This window comes from Enterobacter hormaechei subsp. xiangfangensis (assembly GCF_001729785.1).
GTDB lineage: Bacteria > Pseudomonadota > Gammaproteobacteria > Enterobacterales > Enterobacteriaceae > Enterobacter > Enterobacter hormaechei_C.
The window spans coordinates 3,016,152-3,033,022 of the sequence record NZ_CP017183.1 but is presented as its reverse complement, the minus strand read 5'-3'; the positions used below and the strand labels follow the sequence as shown (position 1 = coordinate 3,033,022).

Annotated in this window: 16 protein-coding genes and 1 riboswitch; of the genes, 11 read left to right on the top strand and 5 right to left on the bottom strand. The window is 54.1% G+C overall.

Annotated features, from left to right (window positions below):
* The first annotated feature begins 1,727 nt into the window (after positions 1–1,727).
* The 7 genes from BFV63_RS14520 (at position 1,728) to BFV63_RS23440 (ending at position 6,486) form a co-directional block, all read left to right on the top strand.
* The gene (locus tag BFV63_RS14520; protein WP_063867907.1) at positions 1,728–2,153 is read left to right on the top strand and encodes a hypothetical protein; all 426 of its coding nucleotides are present in this window, start codon (positions 1,728–1,730) and stop codon (positions 2,151–2,153) included.
* 25 nt (positions 2,154–2,178) lie between these two features.
* Complete coding sequence (locus tag BFV63_RS14515) at positions 2,179–2,439, top strand: hypothetical protein (RefSeq protein WP_063867909.1); 261 nt, start codon at positions 2,179–2,181, stop codon at positions 2,437–2,439.
* Complete coding sequence (locus tag BFV63_RS23250; protein ID WP_007777902.1) at positions 2,436–2,606, top strand: hypothetical protein; 171 nt, start codon at positions 2,436–2,438, stop codon at positions 2,604–2,606. Before BFV63_RS14515 ends, BFV63_RS23250 begins: the two co-directional genes overlap by 4 nt.
* Positions 2,587–3,213: a helix-turn-helix domain-containing protein gene (locus tag BFV63_RS14510; protein ID WP_069597556.1), complete on the top strand. Its 627-nt coding sequence runs from the start codon at positions 2,587–2,589 to the stop codon at positions 3,211–3,213. Before BFV63_RS23250 ends, BFV63_RS14510 begins: the two co-directional genes overlap by 20 nt.
* Positions 3,214–3,300: 87 nt before the next feature.
* On the top strand, positions 3,301–3,873 hold the full coding sequence (locus BFV63_RS14505; protein ID WP_069597555.1) for a hypothetical protein: 573 nt from the start codon (positions 3,301–3,303) through the stop codon (positions 3,871–3,873).
* Positions 3,874–4,009: 136 nt separating this feature from the next.
* Positions 4,010–4,348: a phiTE-211 family phage-derived protein gene (locus BFV63_RS14500; RefSeq protein WP_069597554.1), complete on the top strand. Its 339-nt coding sequence runs from the start codon at positions 4,010–4,012 to the stop codon at positions 4,346–4,348.
* On the top strand, positions 4,348–6,486 hold the full coding sequence (locus BFV63_RS23440) for a tape measure protein (RefSeq protein ID WP_234794285.1): 2,139 nt from the start codon (positions 4,348–4,350) through the stop codon (positions 6,484–6,486). Before BFV63_RS14500 ends, BFV63_RS23440 begins: the two co-directional genes overlap by 1 nt.
* 69 nt (positions 6,487–6,555) lie before the next feature.
* Here BFV63_RS23440 and BFV63_RS14490 read toward each other — a convergent pair whose 3' ends face one another.
* Positions 6,556–7,122: a tyrosine-type recombinase/integrase gene (locus tag BFV63_RS14490; protein WP_032984030.1), complete on the bottom strand. Its 567-nt coding sequence runs from the start codon at positions 7,120–7,122 to the stop codon at positions 6,556–6,558.
* Between the two features lie 1,352 nt (positions 7,123–8,474).
* Positions 8,475–8,571, top strand: a riboswitch (TPP riboswitch).
* A gap of 35 nt (positions 8,572–8,606) precedes the next feature.
* Between BFV63_RS14490 and thiM the strand changes: the two genes are divergently transcribed.
* The 3 genes from thiM to BFV63_RS14475 are packed head-to-tail and all read left to right on the top strand — an operon-like array spanning position 8,607 to position 10,963.
* Positions 8,607–9,377, top strand: a complete 771-nt coding sequence (gene thiM, locus BFV63_RS14485; protein ID WP_032609682.1) for a hydroxyethylthiazole kinase — start codon at positions 8,607–8,609, stop codon at positions 9,375–9,377.
* Positions 9,374–10,174: a bifunctional hydroxymethylpyrimidine kinase/phosphomethylpyrimidine kinase gene (gene thiD, locus BFV63_RS14480; protein WP_023324951.1), complete on the top strand. Its 801-nt coding sequence runs from the start codon at positions 9,374–9,376 to the stop codon at positions 10,172–10,174. Before thiM ends, thiD begins: the two co-directional genes overlap by 4 nt.
* Positions 10,175–10,216: 42 nt before the next feature.
* A complete protein-coding gene (locus BFV63_RS14475) occupies positions 10,217–10,963 on the top strand; it encodes a GntR family transcriptional regulator (RefSeq protein WP_003859242.1) in 747 nt (248 codons plus the stop codon).
* On the opposite strand, the gene BFV63_RS14470 is transcribed toward BFV63_RS14475, so the two are convergent.
* The 3 genes from BFV63_RS14470 to BFV63_RS14460 are packed head-to-tail and all read right to left on the bottom strand — an operon-like array spanning position 10,937 to position 14,165.
* Positions 10,937–11,890 carry a PfkB family carbohydrate kinase gene (locus tag BFV63_RS14470; RefSeq protein ID WP_045337646.1) on the bottom strand — a complete coding sequence of 318 codons (954 nt, stop codon included), beginning with the start codon at positions 11,888–11,890 and terminating at the stop codon, positions 10,937–10,939. The genes BFV63_RS14475 and BFV63_RS14470 overlap by 27 nt on opposite strands.
* Positions 11,887–12,891: an ADP-ribosylglycohydrolase family protein gene (locus BFV63_RS14465; RefSeq protein ID WP_032609678.1), complete on the bottom strand. Its 1,005-nt coding sequence runs from the start codon at positions 12,889–12,891 to the stop codon at positions 11,887–11,889. The genes BFV63_RS14470 and BFV63_RS14465 overlap by 4 nt, the downstream gene beginning before the upstream one ends.
* The gene (locus BFV63_RS14460) at positions 12,888–14,165 is read right to left on the bottom strand and encodes a nucleoside permease (RefSeq protein ID WP_048240478.1); all 1,278 of its coding nucleotides are present in this window, start codon (positions 14,163–14,165) and stop codon (positions 12,888–12,890) included. The genes BFV63_RS14465 and BFV63_RS14460 overlap by 4 nt, the downstream gene beginning before the upstream one ends.
* A 248-nt stretch (positions 14,166–14,413) precedes the next feature.
* Here BFV63_RS14460 and fbaB point away from each other — a divergent pair, with 248 nt between their 5' ends.
* Positions 14,414–15,466 carry a class I fructose-bisphosphate aldolase gene (fbaB, locus tag BFV63_RS14455; RefSeq protein ID WP_000129585.1) on the top strand — a complete coding sequence of 351 codons (1,053 nt, stop codon included), beginning with the start codon at positions 14,414–14,416 and terminating at the stop codon, positions 15,464–15,466.
* 396 nt (positions 15,467–15,862) lie between these two features.
* Here the strand turns inward: fbaB and yegS are convergent, their stop codons facing one another.
* Positions 15,863–16,762, bottom strand: a complete 900-nt coding sequence (yegS, locus tag BFV63_RS14450) for a lipid kinase YegS (RefSeq protein WP_048240479.1) — start codon at positions 16,760–16,762, stop codon at positions 15,863–15,865.
* Positions 16,763–16,871: the final 109 nt, after the last annotated feature.

Genomic DNA, 16,871 nt, shown 5'->3' with positions numbered 1-16,871 from the left:
CTAGGGTAGGGGGAGGTATAACCTCTTTTTTGTGGTCACTCATCCGCCAGCGTCACGGGAGCAACCGCCAGCCATTGGACAAATAACCACTAAAAAGAACCCGGAAGGAGAAACCGGGATGAAGGTAATGTTAACTCACTGTCTTATCACTTGTTTTCCTGTGCAGCCTCAGAGCCTTACATGATTTGCTTTCATGGTTCAGCAAAGAAGCCACAGAGGAAAACGGGCACCCTGAACGCGCCCGGAAACCATCGACACAAATCAATAGTTTATCGTTGCAACTGGGGAACCACCCCCGGCCCAACTGTGTACCCCGTGGAGGGTCGATACAATCGAAGGAGATCCGCTTGTATTCTGAAGAGCCGCAGTTAGCGACGCTTTAGAATAGGGCCTGTGGCGCAAGCCCTATGATTTTAGAGGTGTTTTGGATCGTAGGAGAAACTACAATCGGCGGAACTTGAGGAGAGGACCGCACACAAAGCATTCTGGCAAGTGGAGTTGAAAGAACACTTTGGGTGAGGGCCGGGCGGGGAGAAGCCGCCCGGCCCTCTACAGACCCCAACAGGTTGGCTAAAACCTACGTTCTGTAATGGTGCGGGTGGCAAGCTGCAAAACGGTAATTTCGATATGCTCACCACATCCCACACCATGTATAATATTTTAACACGAATGATTATCATTTTCAATAAAAATTAATTGCATTGTGTTAAGTCTTATGATATGTGCGTCCTCCACATATGACGGGCCATACCTGCATTAATTTTTATTAATGGGTGGGTGGAATTGAAGGGGGGGTATGTAGCCCTGAAAGGCACACTAAACAATAATAGATATATAAGACCTCGCTACGCTCGCCCTCCGGGTCCGTCTTATTGATCTTATATAACAACTTCATTCAATAACTAATTGTTTACACAATTAATTATTTCATTTGTTATTATATGATCTTAAAACCTTCTCGCCCTTCGGGCTTACCAGGTTTTAGGCCGGGGGCCTGTTTCCCACAATGTGGAGTCTCGCCTGTGTGGCTCACTCCTGGGGAGGAAGAATCTTCCGGGCGGAAATATTTTCCGGCCTATCCCGAAAGAGAAGCAGGGCGGAAATATTTTCCTACCTGATCGCCTCTTGGGCGGAAATATTTTCCGGGCGGGGCGGAAAAATCTTCCGACAATAAGACTATAGATAAACCTACCCACACCCGATAAGACTAGAACCCCCAGGGCCAGGTCAAGACCTTAAAGAGAGTGTGAGTAATTATTGATTGAACAATCAAGAGATCAGACTCTTTAGGAAAGAGCCTTACAGGCTCGCCTCCCTTTTGGGGCAATCGCAGGAACAGAAACCGCAACGCGGTTTTCTTTTCCTGCTCTTTGGGAAACACCGTAGCGATGCGAAGGTGACACGATGGCGGCGGGGTGGGGTCCCCGGCCCGGTACACAGTGCCGTATACAGTACAGAACCACAACCCCACAGGAACCCACCTAAACGTGCCGCTATGGCGCTTTCTCATACGTAGACAGGGAAACACCCTATAAACGCCCTGTGCCTCACTGAGAGCGTTACAGAGGCTTTCTGTGCCACTAGCACAATAAACAACTGAGCGCAAGATAAATCAAGAAATTTGTTGCGAATCATTGTCAAATAGTGTAAAATAGATATTGTGATGAGGGAGTTAATCGGGTATGCAATTCCCCATAATACTATAACTAACCTGAAAGGAGATTGCAATGAGTATTTACCTCGATGTTGAAAAAATGGTTGAACGTGTCGATCAGCGTGACCTGACCCGTAAGACCCTGACAGAAACCCGTAGCCGGATGAAAGCCGCCGGACGTATGAGAGAAGTAGAAGCGATTACGCAGGCCCTTGAATTGACCAAATCCAGCGCCTCCGGCGTTATGCGCCAGTCTCAACGTATCGCTGCAAAGGTCACCGAGATGGACGCAGAAAAAGCGCTTGAAATGAAAGCAACCGTTGCGCTGTTCGCTTCCAAGCCTACAGATCTGCAAGCGTCCATTGTGCTGGCGTTCCAATCCCTCTTTGAGGCAAAAGGCGTCCCGATGGAATATGACGAGGTAATGGCCTACATCATGTTAAATGCGGCGGATCATTTTGAGCGTATCACCGGGGAATTGCCTGTAATTGTTCACTAATTAATCAACAATGGGGAGGGGAAATATGTTGCACCAGTTTACGGATCTTTCGGAAAGTCGCCTTGTGAATGGGTACGCCTCACAGATCATTAACTCGATCCGGGATGACGACAGCGCCCCCGGATTGTATGACGACATTTACAGCATGTTACAGCAGGTTGAGCCGTCCAGAAGGGTGACGCTGGGAAATCCGGCGATCACGGCCCCGGCGAAATGGTGGGGTGAATTTTTCGGCCTGAGTCTGTCAGCCGATGACATCGACGAACTGAAGGAGATTAACCTTTGAAAATTGATTTTCCGAAAGAACAAGCCGATCAGCTTTATGCACTGGTAAGGGCGGGCGGTGGTGCCCCTCATACCATCGTAAAGGAGGCGTTAGCCGCCTACCTGAAAAACCATCCTCTTTTAGTCGCTTCCGCAGAAGGAAAACAGAATGCCAGCAACAGCAAGTAAGCCATTTACCGCCGTTTGTCACGAACTGGCAGACATTGAGAAGATCAACGGCAAGGTATTCACCATGAACATGGTTTACACCTATGCACTGATCGAGGGTTACCAGACCAATGGGCAAACCGCCTATTTCTCACAGGAGCTTTTATCCCGCCGTTTGGGCCTGACTGACCGATCAGTTAGGAATTTGCTTCGGGAAATGGTGGAGATGGGCCTGATCAACAAGACCGGGCAGATCGGCGGCAAGACGTGCCATTACACTGTAAACCCGATCACCCCGGAAATGGTGGGTACAGTGGAAGCGGAAGCACCGCAGGAACAGCCGCAGAAGGCCACAGCGGAGCGGGAAGAAATGCAGGAACCCAACCACACGGCGGAGCCTGTAGAAGCGCCTGAAGCGCCGGAGATTGTGCCAGCAACGCCAGGACCTACCACGCCGATCACATTGATGACGGTTTACAGTGAGAAGGTGGAAACGGTGGGAGAGGGGCTTGTACAAGCTGATCCCCAACCGGGGGAAACGGCCTCTGTGGTGCCAGCGGTGACGCCATACCCAAGAGGGGAAATCAAGGAGCCATACAGGTATTGGGATTTAGACCCAGCTTTTTGATTTTGTTAAATTTCAAATAAAAATCCCCATTATCCTCATTTTGTCAAATCCCCCGTGTGAAGTCAACCCCTCTGATAGGAGATTCTCTTGAGCATTATCACAACTGAAGTGAAAGCATTAACCCCGGAAGAGGAAGAGAAGATCGCCGCCCTCTCTCTGAAGCTGGCAACCAGCAAGCCGCGCCCCCTGATGGATGAAAAGAAGCTGACAACGGATCAAATCGTCCAAATCAAGCGGGCCTGTGTGATGGGTCATAGTGCTAAGGCGATCTGTTCAGCTTTCAATGTGTCGTTAGCGTATGCCCTGAAGATGAAACGGGAATACAACCCTGTGAAGTATCAAAAGGCCGTGCTGACCCTTCCCGAGAAAGCCGTGATGATTCAGCAGATGAAAGCGGACAATCTCCCGGATCAGATGATTGGTGAGATGTTGGGGATCAACGTCAAGACGGTGCAGACGCTCACCCGTGTGGCCCCGGCCCGCTATCTTGTGGATCAGATGCTTCCATACGATCAAGTTTTGGCTAACCTCCGAGCGCCTCGCTATCTAGCCAACCCGGTTTACAAGTTGGGAACCAGCATGACACGAGTACGCAAGATTATTAGCGCCGGGCGGAAGGAACTCCGCACAGTGATCATCTCCTCCAAACGAGCCGCATAACCACCCCCCGGCCCGCCGGGCCTAACTCCATTGAAACTTTTATTTCTCCTTTTCGGGCGTTGGTCCCTGTGGACGCTCTACGCCCTAATAAATCTCTATTTTCTCTTTTGCCCTCTCGCTAAGTAAGGATCACCTCATGGAAGCATACAAAACACTTTTGGCCCAACTGGAACAGGCCAAAGCGTTGGAACGTCAGAAAGCCACACAGGCCGAAGTGACTAAATCAGCCGCCGCTCTGTCAGAACTGGAAGCATTGATCGACCAGTACAAAGAAACCCTCTCAGAGGGTCCAGAATCAGGCCCGGCCCGGAATGTAAAAAGCCGTGGAATTGCATTGTGTCACAAGGATCAGGGGTTCAGCGCTAACGGGCGCTCTGTATCACTGCTAACTAAATCTGTGGAAGGTCTCCGCCGTGTGAACATTAACAAGGCAAGCCGTCCGCTTATGGCTACCAAACTGGAAGGGGCTGAATAATGGCAAGTGGAAACGTGATCATCACGAAAACCGTAAACCGTACAATTTTTACTGTAGATTCAAGTAGCTACAAAAAGACGGTAGGCAAGATCCGCAGTGTGGGGAAAGAGTGGGACAAAGTAGCGTCCAAGATGAAGCCCCTACGCCTCAAGTTTGAGGAAAACGGCTATACCAAAGCCCGCCGCAAACAGCAGGATGAAGCCGCAAAAGCGGCAATGGCAGAGGCCAAAGCTAAAGCCGCAACGGAAGCCAAAGCGGCAAAAGCCCAACTGGTAGCGGAGCGTAAACTCCAGACAATCCGCGCTAAAGCTATCCGCTTCAGCACTTCAGCCGCTAACGCCAATGTTACCCCGGCCCAACGTGCTGGACACCTCCAGGAGTTTGGACAGCTTACCCGCCAGTATCACGCCGGGTCTATGGCATTGCAGGAATATAACGCCAGAGTGTCACGCCTTCAGCAAACCATGCGCCAGCAAGGCCGGGTAGGCATGAGGGGAGCCACAATTCCAGTAACCGCCAAAGTTAACAAACTGGACACCTCCATGATCGAGGGTGCAGGCGGGGCGATCACCATTGCCGCAACTGTGGCGCTCTCCGGCAAGATCATGAACACCGGGCAGGATTTTGAATCCGCGCTTTCTGGTCTGATAGCGATCACCGGTTCCACAGATAAGGCCGCTAAAGAGTTTGATTATCTCCGTGATCAGTCCAACCGTTTGGGCCTGGATTTACTCAAGACCAGTAAAGACTATACCCAGTTTGCCGCCGCTGTTGGTGACAAGCTCCCTAAAGACCAGATGCGATCCATCTTTGAGGGTGCAAGTGAATGGGGCCTTGTTACTGGTGCAGACTCCGAATCCCAATCACGCGCCTTGCGTAGTTTGAATCAGATGATGTCTAAAGGCACGGTAATGAGTGAAGAACTCAAAGGCCAATTGTCTGAAGCTCTTCCGGGCGCTGTGGGGCTGTTCGTTAAGGCTCTTAACCAGATGAAAGGCCGTACAGACCTGACAGAAAAGGATCTGTTTGACCTGATGCAACAAGGGAAGCTGTTCTCTAAGGACATCCTCCCGGAAGTGGCGAAACAGATGAAAGCCGCAGCTCGTAACGGTGGCGCTCTGGATAAGGCTATGAAGTCCAACCGGGCAAGCTGGCAGCGCCTGCAAACCAGTATGCAGAACGCTATGAACGTGTTTTTTACTTCTGGCTTTGGTAACTCACTAACCAGCGCTTTCGACGCTATCAGCGCCGCTGTTAACGGCTCTGGTGGGGCCTTTGAGATGTTCGGGCATATCGCCGGGAAAATTGTTGAGGGTGCCACAGATGCGTTTACAGAGTTGCATGACACTGTGATCCTGACCTTCCGCATTATTGAGTATTACGCCAGCAAGATGGGGATCACTGGTGAGCAGCTTAAATCCTGGGGCGAAATGGCAGTATACGCCGCCGGGGTGGCTCTGTTCGCCGGGTCTATCTGGAAGTTGGGCGGTGCCTTTAAATGGTTGTTGACCATGCTTAACCCACTAACCAAATTACTGGGGGTCATGAAAGGGATCGCCGCTATTGGTGGCATTGAAGCCGCTACAACTGGCGGATCTGGTGGGGAAGGTAAAGAGAAGCCAAACAAACCGGGCCGGGGTCCGAAAGTTGGTAAGGCCGGGGGCCTTGCGGCTCTCTCTGGCGGTCCTGTTGGCTGGGGCATTGCGATCGGTTCGGTAGGTGGGGATTATGCCTGGGATAAAGTCATGGACGCTAACGACGCCATGTATGGACAGGACACCACCGCCGGGGGCAATCTGAAGAAAGATAGCCCGCTGGGTAAACTGTGGGATTTCATCCACAGCCCAGATCTTCCGACCAATCCAAACTTTGCCAAACCAGAAGAGAAAACAGGGTGGGTAAGCTCTTACTCCAATCCGGGTTATGTTCCTCCTGCGCCGACGATTACAGCGCCACAGCTTAAAGTTGATATGGCAGGTAATCCACTGATGACGCCGCCAGCGTGGCTAAACCAGCCGCTTAACGTGAACGTCAATGTGAAAGTGCAGGATGGGCAGGTTAGGGATCTGGTCCGCTCTGAAGTTGAGACCAACAACCAGCAGGCTTTCAACATGCTGATGCAGGGCGGGCCGAACTAACCGCCCATACAAAAAAGGCTCCCCTAGTGGGAGCCTTTTCTCTTTTATACTTTCTAATATCCTGGCTTTTCATAACAGATCCTCTATTGAATATTTATCACTAAAATCATCTACTTTGCGTTGTGTGGCCCCAATGTAATGGAGCGTACTGGATAACGATTTGTGCCCCAATGCCTTACTGATTACGGCTATATCCTCCCCATTGTCATATCCGATAGTTGGTTTACTCTTCCTCATGCTGTGGGTCGAAAGATTCAGCCCCAGCTTTTCCCCGGCGTAGCTAATTTCCTCATGCAATTTAGAGCGGCTCACAGGCTTTCCCTTGCTCCTGTGGCTGTCCAACTGTAAGAGGTACACATGATCAGGGTTCGCCTCTCTCCGGGCCGCTATGATGCGTTTAGCGGTATCGGTGAGCCTCACTCGGACAGATTCACCTGTTTTCTGTTGGGACAGGACAAGGTGATCGCCTTTGATGTCGTCATAACGGATAGAGCGCAGATCCGACACCCTCAGCATTAATTCATAACCCAGCAACCAGGCGTCACGGTAAAGCGTCAGCCCCTTGCCCTGTTTGAGTAACTCTGTCGCTACCGCTTTCACTTCCTGAACTGATTTACAGCCCTCTACGAAATTCATTCTGTACCCTCCAGAACCTAACTGTGATCAATTATTGATCAAAAACAGTCACTTGTAAACTACAAAAATGATTAATTTTAAGATATGTCTTTTTAGTGAATTAAATCGGGTTTAATCGCGTTTAATGGCAGAGTAATGACCCAGCAGGGGAGGTAATGGGCTGTTTATGTGGGTAAAAGATGGTTACTTAATGAACTATCACCACAAGGCGGGTAAGGTGATTTGACTCCCCCAGCGCCTTTAAGTTACTGTATTTGTGGGAAATTAATTGTTATTTCGTAATGGTGTTGCCTGGCAAATTTTCAATTTACCCTCAAGAAAAAATTCCCAGCTTTTTTATCCACATATGAGAATCAATATCATTTGTAAACGATAGCTATTCTCAATACCAACCGGGGCGAAAGCCTTCGCCCCTCAGAGGGCCTCTGTAGACCCGCTTTCTGTATGCGCCTGTGGCGCTACAACTCTTAACCCTGTGGGTTTGTATTGCTTGCCACAAAATAACGCGCCACAGGCGCACAGGGGAGGCGGACGCCTCCAGGGTGGCCCGGCGGGGCCACTGGTCCATAGGGTAAAAGGACAGAATGGTATTGTGTTGTTATTAAGTAATTGAGAATAAAGGGATATCTGAGCGAGCGCACTGTAAGAGCGGAAGGTTGGACAATGTTTGACCAGAATGCAGGCCATCCGGTAGGGAGTGCCCCCAGATATTTGGCGAAAATACTCTCATCACCCGGGGCCTCAGATCGAGGGGCCTAGCAACAATATCCAAACTCCCGGATATTTTCCCACCCAACTGGAAGGAATCCGCCCCTATTTTCTGTTCGTGTATAGGTTAGGCTGAGGGAGGCTTGCCAATGTACACCCCCTGGATTTGGTGATCTGTTAAGTTATTGATTTTGATCGATTTTAGATCAATCATCCGTTGCCGGGATTACCCCCCACCCAGACGGATGGCACACAATGAATAACGATAAAGCAAACCACCCTAAACACTTCCAATACTTGGGCCGCATGGTCACTGTTTACCCTACATACATCATTATTGACGGTATCAAGATCAGCCGTTCCCGTCTTTCCTTTGCATTCCAATTGGAATTGGCAAAAGCACTTCGACTGCATGAAGAAAGCGTATGCAGAAAATAAATTTCATTTAAATCTTCACGACTGAATAATTTACTTAAGCCGCCTTATGGGCGGTTTTTTTTTGTGCCTGCCATTTATCTGTGGGTCACAACGTGAGACACAAACTGGGACACAGAGGATTTTTTAGGGTTGAGTCTTTGGCTTCCCGCTGGCATGATCCAGAACAGGGATTAACGGGACGTTAATCGCAAGCTTTTGATTTTGTTTTATTTGACTCGGGGTGCCCTTCTTTGTGAAGGCTGAGAAATACCCGTATTACCTGATCTGGATAATGCCAGCGTAGGGAAGTCAGATGCCTACCCGGTCATCGCTTCTTCACGCACGGCAGGAGCGAAACCATGCAGCCTGACCTGCTCGACTCACACGTTTTACATCAATTCCGAACCCGTTCCCCGCTCACGCACTGTATGACCAACGATGTCGTGCAGACCTTCACCGCCAACGTGCTGCTCGCGCTGGGCGCTTCCCCGGCAATGGTGATCGAAGCCGAGGAAGCGGAACAGTTTGCCGCGCTTGCCGATGCTCTGCTCATCAACGTGGGTACACTCACCGCACCGCGCGCCCAGTCGATGCGTCGGGCTATTGAGAGCGCTGTAGCCGCGGGCACACCCTGGGTTCTGGATCCGGTTGCGGTTGGCGCGCTGGCGTTCCGCACCCGTTTTTGCCAGCAAATATTATCCCTTAAACCTGCGGCCATTCGTGGAAACGCCTCCGAAATCCTCGCCCTTGCCGGAATGAGTGCGGGCGGGCGCGGGGTTGATTCCACCGATACGGCAGCGAGCGCGTTGACCGCTGCGCAGACGCTCGCCCGTCAGACCCATGCCGTTGTGGTCGTCACAGGAGAAGTGGATCACATCACTGATGGTCAGCGAACCCGTACGGTCGCGGGCGGCGACCTGCTGATGACCCGCGTGGTAGGAACTGGCTGTGCGCTCTCGGCGGTCGTCGCCGCCTGCTGCTCGCTGCCTGGCGACAGGCTTGATAACGCGACGGCTGCCTGCGGCTTTATGAAGCGCGCAGGGTCAGTTGCCCTGACTCAAAGCCGGGGGCCCGGCAGCTTTTCCTCCGCGTTTCTGGACGCGCTTTACGCGCTGGAGGAACAGGTATGACACGCATAAATGCCCTGACTATTGCGGGAACCGATCCCAGCGGCGGAGCGGGGATCCAGGCAGACCTGAAAACCTTCTCTGCGCTCGGCGCTTATGGATGCTCGGTTATCACCGCGCTGGTGGCGCAAAACACGCGCGGTGTACAGTCGGTGTATCGCATTGAGCCGGATTTTGTCGCCGCACAGCTGGATTCGGTATTCAGCGATGTACGTATCGACACCACCAAAATTGGCATGCTCGCAGAGGCGGACATTGTTGAAGCGGTCGCGGAACGTCTCAAACGTTATCAGATAAAAAACGTGGTGCTCGATACCGTGATGCTGGCCAAAAGCGGCGATCCGCTGCTCTCCGCCTCGGCCGTCGACACCCTGCGTAAAAAGCTGCTGCCGCAGGTGGCGCTGATCACGCCAAACCTGCCTGAGGCCGCCGCGCTGCTGGATGCGCCACACGCGCAAAACGAACGTGAAATGAAAGAGCAGGGCAATGCGCTGCTGGCGATGGGGTGTCGCGCGGTACTGATGAAAGGCGGTCATCTCGATGATGCAGAAAGCCCGGACTGGCTCTTCACCCACGATGGCGCGCAACGTTTCACCGCCCCGCGCGTACGGACCAAAAACACCCACGGCACGGGCTGTACGCTCTCGGCGGCGCTGGCGGCGCTGCGTCCCCGAAACGCGAACTGGGCGGATACGGTACAGGAGGCGAAGATCTGGCTCTCGGACGCGCTGGCAAAAGCCGATTCTCTGGAAGTGGGTCACGGTATTGGGCCGGTTCACCATTTTCATGCATGGTGGTAAGCCGTATACTGGCATAAAACCTTATGCCAGAGAAAAACAGAGATGGAACAAGCGCATACCCGGTTAATTGCTCAACTCAAGGAACGAATTGCCGCACCGGACAACACGCCGCTGTATCTGAAATTTGCCGAAACGGTTAAAAACGCGGTACGCAGCGGCGTGCTCGCGCACGGTAATATTTTGCCTGGCGAGCGCGATCTGAGCCAGCTTGCCGGTGTGTCGCGCATTACGGTGCGTAAAGCGATGCAGGCGCTGGAAGAGGCTGGCGTCGTCACCCGCGCGCGTGGATACGGGACGCAAATCAACAATATCTTTGAATATTCGCTAAAAGAGGCGCGCGGGTTTTCTCAGCAGGTGGTGCTGCGGGGCAAAACGCCCAACACGCTGTGGGTTAATAAACGCGTCGTGAAATGTCCGGAGGAGATCGCCCGCCACCTTTCCCTTGCGCCAGACAGTGATGTATTTCTGCTTAAGCGCATCCGCTATGTGGATGACGATGCAGTATCGATAGAGGAGTCCTGGGTACCAGTAGGATTAATTCCCAACCCGGACGACATTGGCGTCTCGCTTTATGATTACTTCCGCAGCCAGAATATCTTTCCGCAGCGCACCCGGTCCCGCGTCAGCGCCCGGATGCCGGACAGCGAGTTTCAGGCGCATATCAAGATGGACGATAAGATACCGGTGCTGGTGATCAAGCAAGTCGCGCTCGATCAACAGCACCGGCCAATTGAGTACAGCATCAGCTACTGCCGCAGCGACCTATACGTCTTTGTGTGCGAGGAGTAGGGCCTCGCGCGTGGGGGCGCAGTCGCCACCGCGATGGCTGACTACCCAGGCGGCTACGGCATTGCCAAGCTGCACCGCCTCTGGCAGTGACCATCCCGCGGCCAGACCGGCAAGGGTACCTCCCGCATGGCTGTCACCCGCGCCGATGGTATCGACCACGGTAGCAGGAAACGCCGGAACGTGTCCGGAAGCGTCACCGTCATACCAGACCGCCCCGTCTTTATCATGGCGTACGATCAGCGCAGCGCCAAACCTCTGCTGCCACCGTGTGCCGAGCTCTTCCACGCTTACGCCAAGCCATTCTGCGGCAAGTTCCGCCTCCTGACGATTAAGCGAGACAATCGGTTTGCAGGCCATAATCCTTGCCATCAGCGGGTCGGGAATATCCGCGATGCGCGGACCGAAATCGATAAAGAGCGTCGCATCCTGAAGACTTTCCAGCCAGGCCGTCAGCAGCTCACCGCTGGGGGACGCCAGCTGGTAGCCGGACAAAGAGATCAGGCTCCCTGCCGGCACGCTTAACCCGTCCAGCCAGCGCTGCTGCCACTGATTCTCCACGCCGCTGAACGACATAAAGGTCCGTTCACCGTCAGGCTCCACCAGCGCCAGGCACCAGCCGTTATCACCCGTTTCCGCTTCCACGGCGCTGTGCAGATCCTGCTTCGCCATGGCGTTACGGATAATATCGGCCCACACGCCGTGGCCGACAGGAAGCGCGTTTTGCGCAGCAATGCCGAGCCGCTTTAGAGCGATGGCGATATTCAGCGCGCAGCCGCCAATATTCACTCCCTGTTGCTTCAGTTCGATATCACACCCGCGCCAGGGCAGGGCGTAGGCGTCGGCAATCACGTCGATGACCGCCGCGCCGAGCACCGTTACGGGACGCGTGGCGTGAAGGGTTTCGAGACGGCGGGCAAAAGCACTCATACGCCCTCCCTGTGCTCCCGGAAGTGCAGCAGTTTTTCACAGTAGTGGCCGAAATCGAGCCGGTTTACGGCATCAAGTTCGTTTTTGAGTGCCGGATCAATGGCCTGTACACCGTGCAGCGCACCGCAGATGGCCGTTGCCATCGCGCCGATAGTGTCAGTATCACCGCCCAGGTTGGCGCATAACACCGCGCAGCGGTTCGGATCGGTGCCCGCGAGTTCGACCATCGCAATCGCCGCCGGAACGGACTCAAGGGTGCTCGTGCCCGCGCCAATAAGCTGATAGATCTGCTCGCTGGCGGACTCGGTACCGTTGGCTTCGCGCACGGTTTTCAGGGCCAGCTCAATACGAGCGGAAAGCGATGCGCTGAAGGTGGTCGTGTTCGCCTCCTGCGCCGCACGGGCAATACCCGGCAGGGCATCGGCGATGTGATGCCAGCGCTCGCCGTCGATAGCGCGTGAAACCGCCCAGGCGATCACCACCGCACCGGCGATGGCGAGATCCGATTTATGGGTCGGGCTGGAGGCTAACGCAACCTGTTCCACAAAGTGCGCCAGACGCGTGGCCGGCAGCAGGCATCCCAGCGGGGAGGCGCGCATCGCCGCACCGTTGGTGACGCCGTTGTTCTCCAGCTGGCTCACCGGCTTGCCGTCACGGATGGCGTTCAGGGCAATTTTGGAGGTCGGGCCGAGCACATTCTTATTGAACGCGTCAAAATCCAGCGCCCAGTCCAGAATATGCTTACCGATAACGTCAGGGTTAATTTCCCCGTCGCATTCGATAATCGCGTCGGCCAGGCACAGCGCCATTGACGTATCATCCGTAAATTCGGCCTGCTTAAAGTAACAGGCGGCATTATTCTCAGCCGGGCCGGGTAAGAAACGGTCGATCCAGCCGAAGTGCGCTTTCACCCGCTTGCGCGGCCACAGCTCCGACGGCATCCCCATCGCATCCCCTAACGCCTGCCCGTAAAGAGCACCGAGAATACGGTCTTGTTTCATTTAACTTCCCCTAGTGTCAGCGCGGTATCGCCATCAACCACCTCAATTGCGGTGATCTCTTTATCCGATTCGCGGAAAAACAGCATAAACAGCACGGCAATCACCACAATCATGATTGCACCAAACGTCCACATTCCGGCCCAGTTGAAGGTCAGCCCATTCACCGGCTCTTTATATGCGAACATTTTTTCCATCATCACGCCGCCGAGACGGTAACCTAGCAGGCTACCAAAGCCCTGACAGCACAGCGTGATCAAGCCCTGCGCCGCGTTGCGCATATGCACGGGCGCTTTTTTATCCACGTAGATGTACGCGGTGACGTAATAGAAGTCATAGCTTACGCCGTGCAGCAGAATGCCGAGGAACAGCAGGGCGTAGGTGAAGTATTGCTCGGCGCCGCCGTAAACAAAGAAACCGTAGCGAATGGCGGCGGTGATCAGACCCAGCAGCAAGACCTTCTTAATACCAAAGCGTTTGGTAAAGAACGGCAGAGCGAGCATGAAGAAGATTTCAGAGAACTGGCCGAGGGTCATCCAGCCGGTGGCGTTTTTCATCCCCACTTCGGTGAGATAGCCGTTGGCAAAGATGTAGTAGAAGGCCAGCGGCATGGCGAACAGGAACGAGCAGAAGAAGAACACCAGGAAGTTTTTATCGCGCAACAGGATCAGCGCATCCAGCCCCAGCATCACTTTGAAATCCAGCTTGCCGGTACTCTTCGGCGGGGTATTCGGCAGGAACAGCGCGAAGACGCCAAGCAGAAGGGAGCTGGCAGCGGTCATCAGCAGCGGAATATTGGTGTCAGAGATGTCGCTATAGCCCATCATCTGCGGCAGGAAGCCGCACGCCAGGCCGGAGGCAATCCAGCCGATGGTGCCCATCACGCGGATGCGCGGGAAATCAGCCTCTACGTCATCGACGTTTGCGAAGGCGATGCTGTTGGTCAGCGCGATGGTCGGCATATAGGTCAGGGAGTAGGCCAGCAGCAGCGGGAAGAAGGTGCTGAACTGGGTTTGCTGTGCTGCGAAATACATCAGAATCGCGCCAGCGAACATCAGCACGGCCAGCACTTTCTGGGCGGCGAAGAAACGGTCCGTCAGCGAGCCGACCAAGATAGGAGAGAGGATCGCGGCAATCGCGGTACAGGCATACGACCAGCCAATTTCCCCGGCGGTAAACCCGCTCTTACTCAGCCACAGCCACAGCGGCACAAACCATGCGCCCCAGATAAACCATTCAACGAACATCATGAATGACAGTTGGACTTTCGTTTTCATTTTTTAATCCTGCATGTCAGAGGTACGCATGTAACATACCATGTGATAATACCTTTTAAATACCTTTAAGGCGATTGTTTGATCAGTGTAACAAAAATGTTGTACACGAAACGAGCCAGCAGATTGTGCTTAAAAAAGTTGCAAATGGTGGAAAATAGGTTAAGTCGGTACCAGGCTTACTCTGCCTGCAAAAACGTGGGCTTGGATCACACGCTCCGACATCATGTCGGACTTACGGGAGCATCACTATGACTGATATTGCGCAGCTGCTTGGCAAAGACGCCGACAGCCTTTTACAGCATCGTTGTATGACCATTCCAGCCGACCAGCTTTATCTGCCTGGCCATGATTACGTAGACCGGGTCATGGTTGACAACAACCGTCCGCCTGCCGTACTGCGAAACATGCAGACGCTTTACAATACCGGCCGTCTGGGCGGGACCGGCTATCTCTCCATTCTGCCCGTTGACCAGGGCGTAGAGCACTCGGCGGGAGCGTCGTTTGCTGCTAACCCGCTCTACTTTGACCCGAAAAACATTGTCGAGCTGGCGATTGAAGCAGGGTGTAACTGTGTGGCATCGACGTATGGCGTGCTGGCCTCCGTTTCTCGCCGCTATGCTCACCGCATTCCGTTCCTCGTCAAGCTGAACCACAACGAAACCCTGAGCTACCCAACCGAATATGACCAGACGCTGTACGCCAGCGTCGAGCAGGCGTTCAACATGGGCGCGGTGGCGGTCGGGGCAACCATCTATTTCGGCTCTGAACAGTCGCGACGTCAGATTGAAGAAATCTCCGCGGCGTTCGAGCGTGCCCACGAGCTGGGCATGGTAACCGTGCTGTGGGCCTATCTGCGTAACGCGTCATTCAAGAAAGACGGCGTGGATTACCACGTATCAGCGGATCTGACCGGTCAGGCAAACCACCTGGCGGCAACCATCGGCGCGGACATCGTGAAGCAGAAAATGGCCGAGAATAACGGCGGCTATAAAGCGGTGAACTTTGGCTATACCGACGACCGCGTGTACAGCAAGCTGACCAGCGACAACCCGATCGATCTGGTGCGCTACCAGCTGGCGAACTGCTACATGGGCCGCGCCGGGCTGATTAACTCCGGCGGTGCGGCAGGCGGTGAAACCGACCTGACCGACGCGGTGCGCACGGCGGTCATTAACAAACGTGCGGGCGGTATGGGGCTGATCCTGGGCCGTAAGGCGTTTAAAAAATCCATGGCCGACGGCGTGAAGCTGATTAATGCGGTTCAGGATGTCTATCTGGACAGTAAAGTCACGATTGCCTGACGCCACCGTATCCCTCTCCCCCGTGGGCTGAGGGTTCCTCACAAAATAATGCCTGCACAAACGGCCCCCTCTCCCTTGAGGAGAGGGGGGCTCAGTCGCCACCACCCTGGCGACCCGGGCTCCCGGCGGTAAATCGCCGCTTCGCGGTCCCTTCGGCTTATTCCTTCCGGCTTATCGGGGACGGGCGGAAGTAACATCCCTGTACAGCCCGCCCTCTCGGCGCATCCCTGCGCCTCGCCCCGGCCTACAGGAAACGCCTCAGCGATTTACAGCCGGACCGAGGCATCGCTGAAAGCCCTCAGTTATTCTGAGGCAACGTTATCGCTTTTGATTTCAAATTACTGGGGAACCCTCAGCCCTGTGGGGAGAGGGCATTATCGCGCACGCTGTAAAAAATCAGCGCAACAGCACACAGTCCGGCGGCAAACGGCACTGCAACGCCCCGGGCAAGACCTCAATGCGGAATCGCTCGCCGCTGAGCGGCTCTCCGTCGAGGTTAAAGGTCATGCCGTGTGGGGCGATCACTTCAAACCACGCGGATTTCCCGTCGATGATATTGGGGCTCTCCTCTGGCTGCGTCAGCGTCGTAAACAGCGCAGGCAGCAGCCCGTCGCCGGTAAAAATACGCAGCTGTAATTGACCGTCGTTGATCAATGCTTCCGGGCAAAGCTGCTGACCGCCCCCCGCCTGCCGCCCGTTGCCGATACCAATCACCAGCGCGTCGCCCTGCCAGTGGAAGTTCTCACCGTGAATTTCACAGCTGTCGGGCTTGAGGGTGTCCATGCGCATTAGGCCATGGATGAGATACGAAACGCCGCCCAGCGCGGCCTTCAGTTTTTCCGGCGTTTCGCTGGTAATGCGGGTGCCGAAACCGCCCGTCGCCATATTGATAAAGCAGGTTTTTTCATTCACCTGCGCAATATCGACGGCGGTCGCTTTCCCGAGGATAGCCAGTTGCAGTGCTTTGCCTACATCCTCCGGAATACCGGCGCTGGTGGCAAAATCGTTGGCGGTACCGAGCGGTAAAATCCCCATCGCCGGGCGAGCTGCGGCGTTGAGGTCAATGAGCGCACCGGCGATCTCGTTGATCGTTCCGTCGCCGCCGCCGGAAATGATGGTCTCAGCGCCTAACCTGATACCTTCATCGATATAGCGCGCCGCATCGCCTTTTTCAAAGGTCACCCGCACGTGAATGCGCGCGCCATCTTCACGCAATTCGGTAATCGCCTGGCGCAGCAGATCGTTGCCTGCACTCTTGCCGTTAAGAATTAATAAACTGTCTGGATAGGTTGCCATCCGGGTTGCTCCCTTTTTTAGCTATAGAAAGAGTGTATCCCAGAGAGGGAAAAAGCGGGTAAGAACAGGATGAAAGGCAAAAAATAAGCCCGCGTAAGGGCTTTGAAAT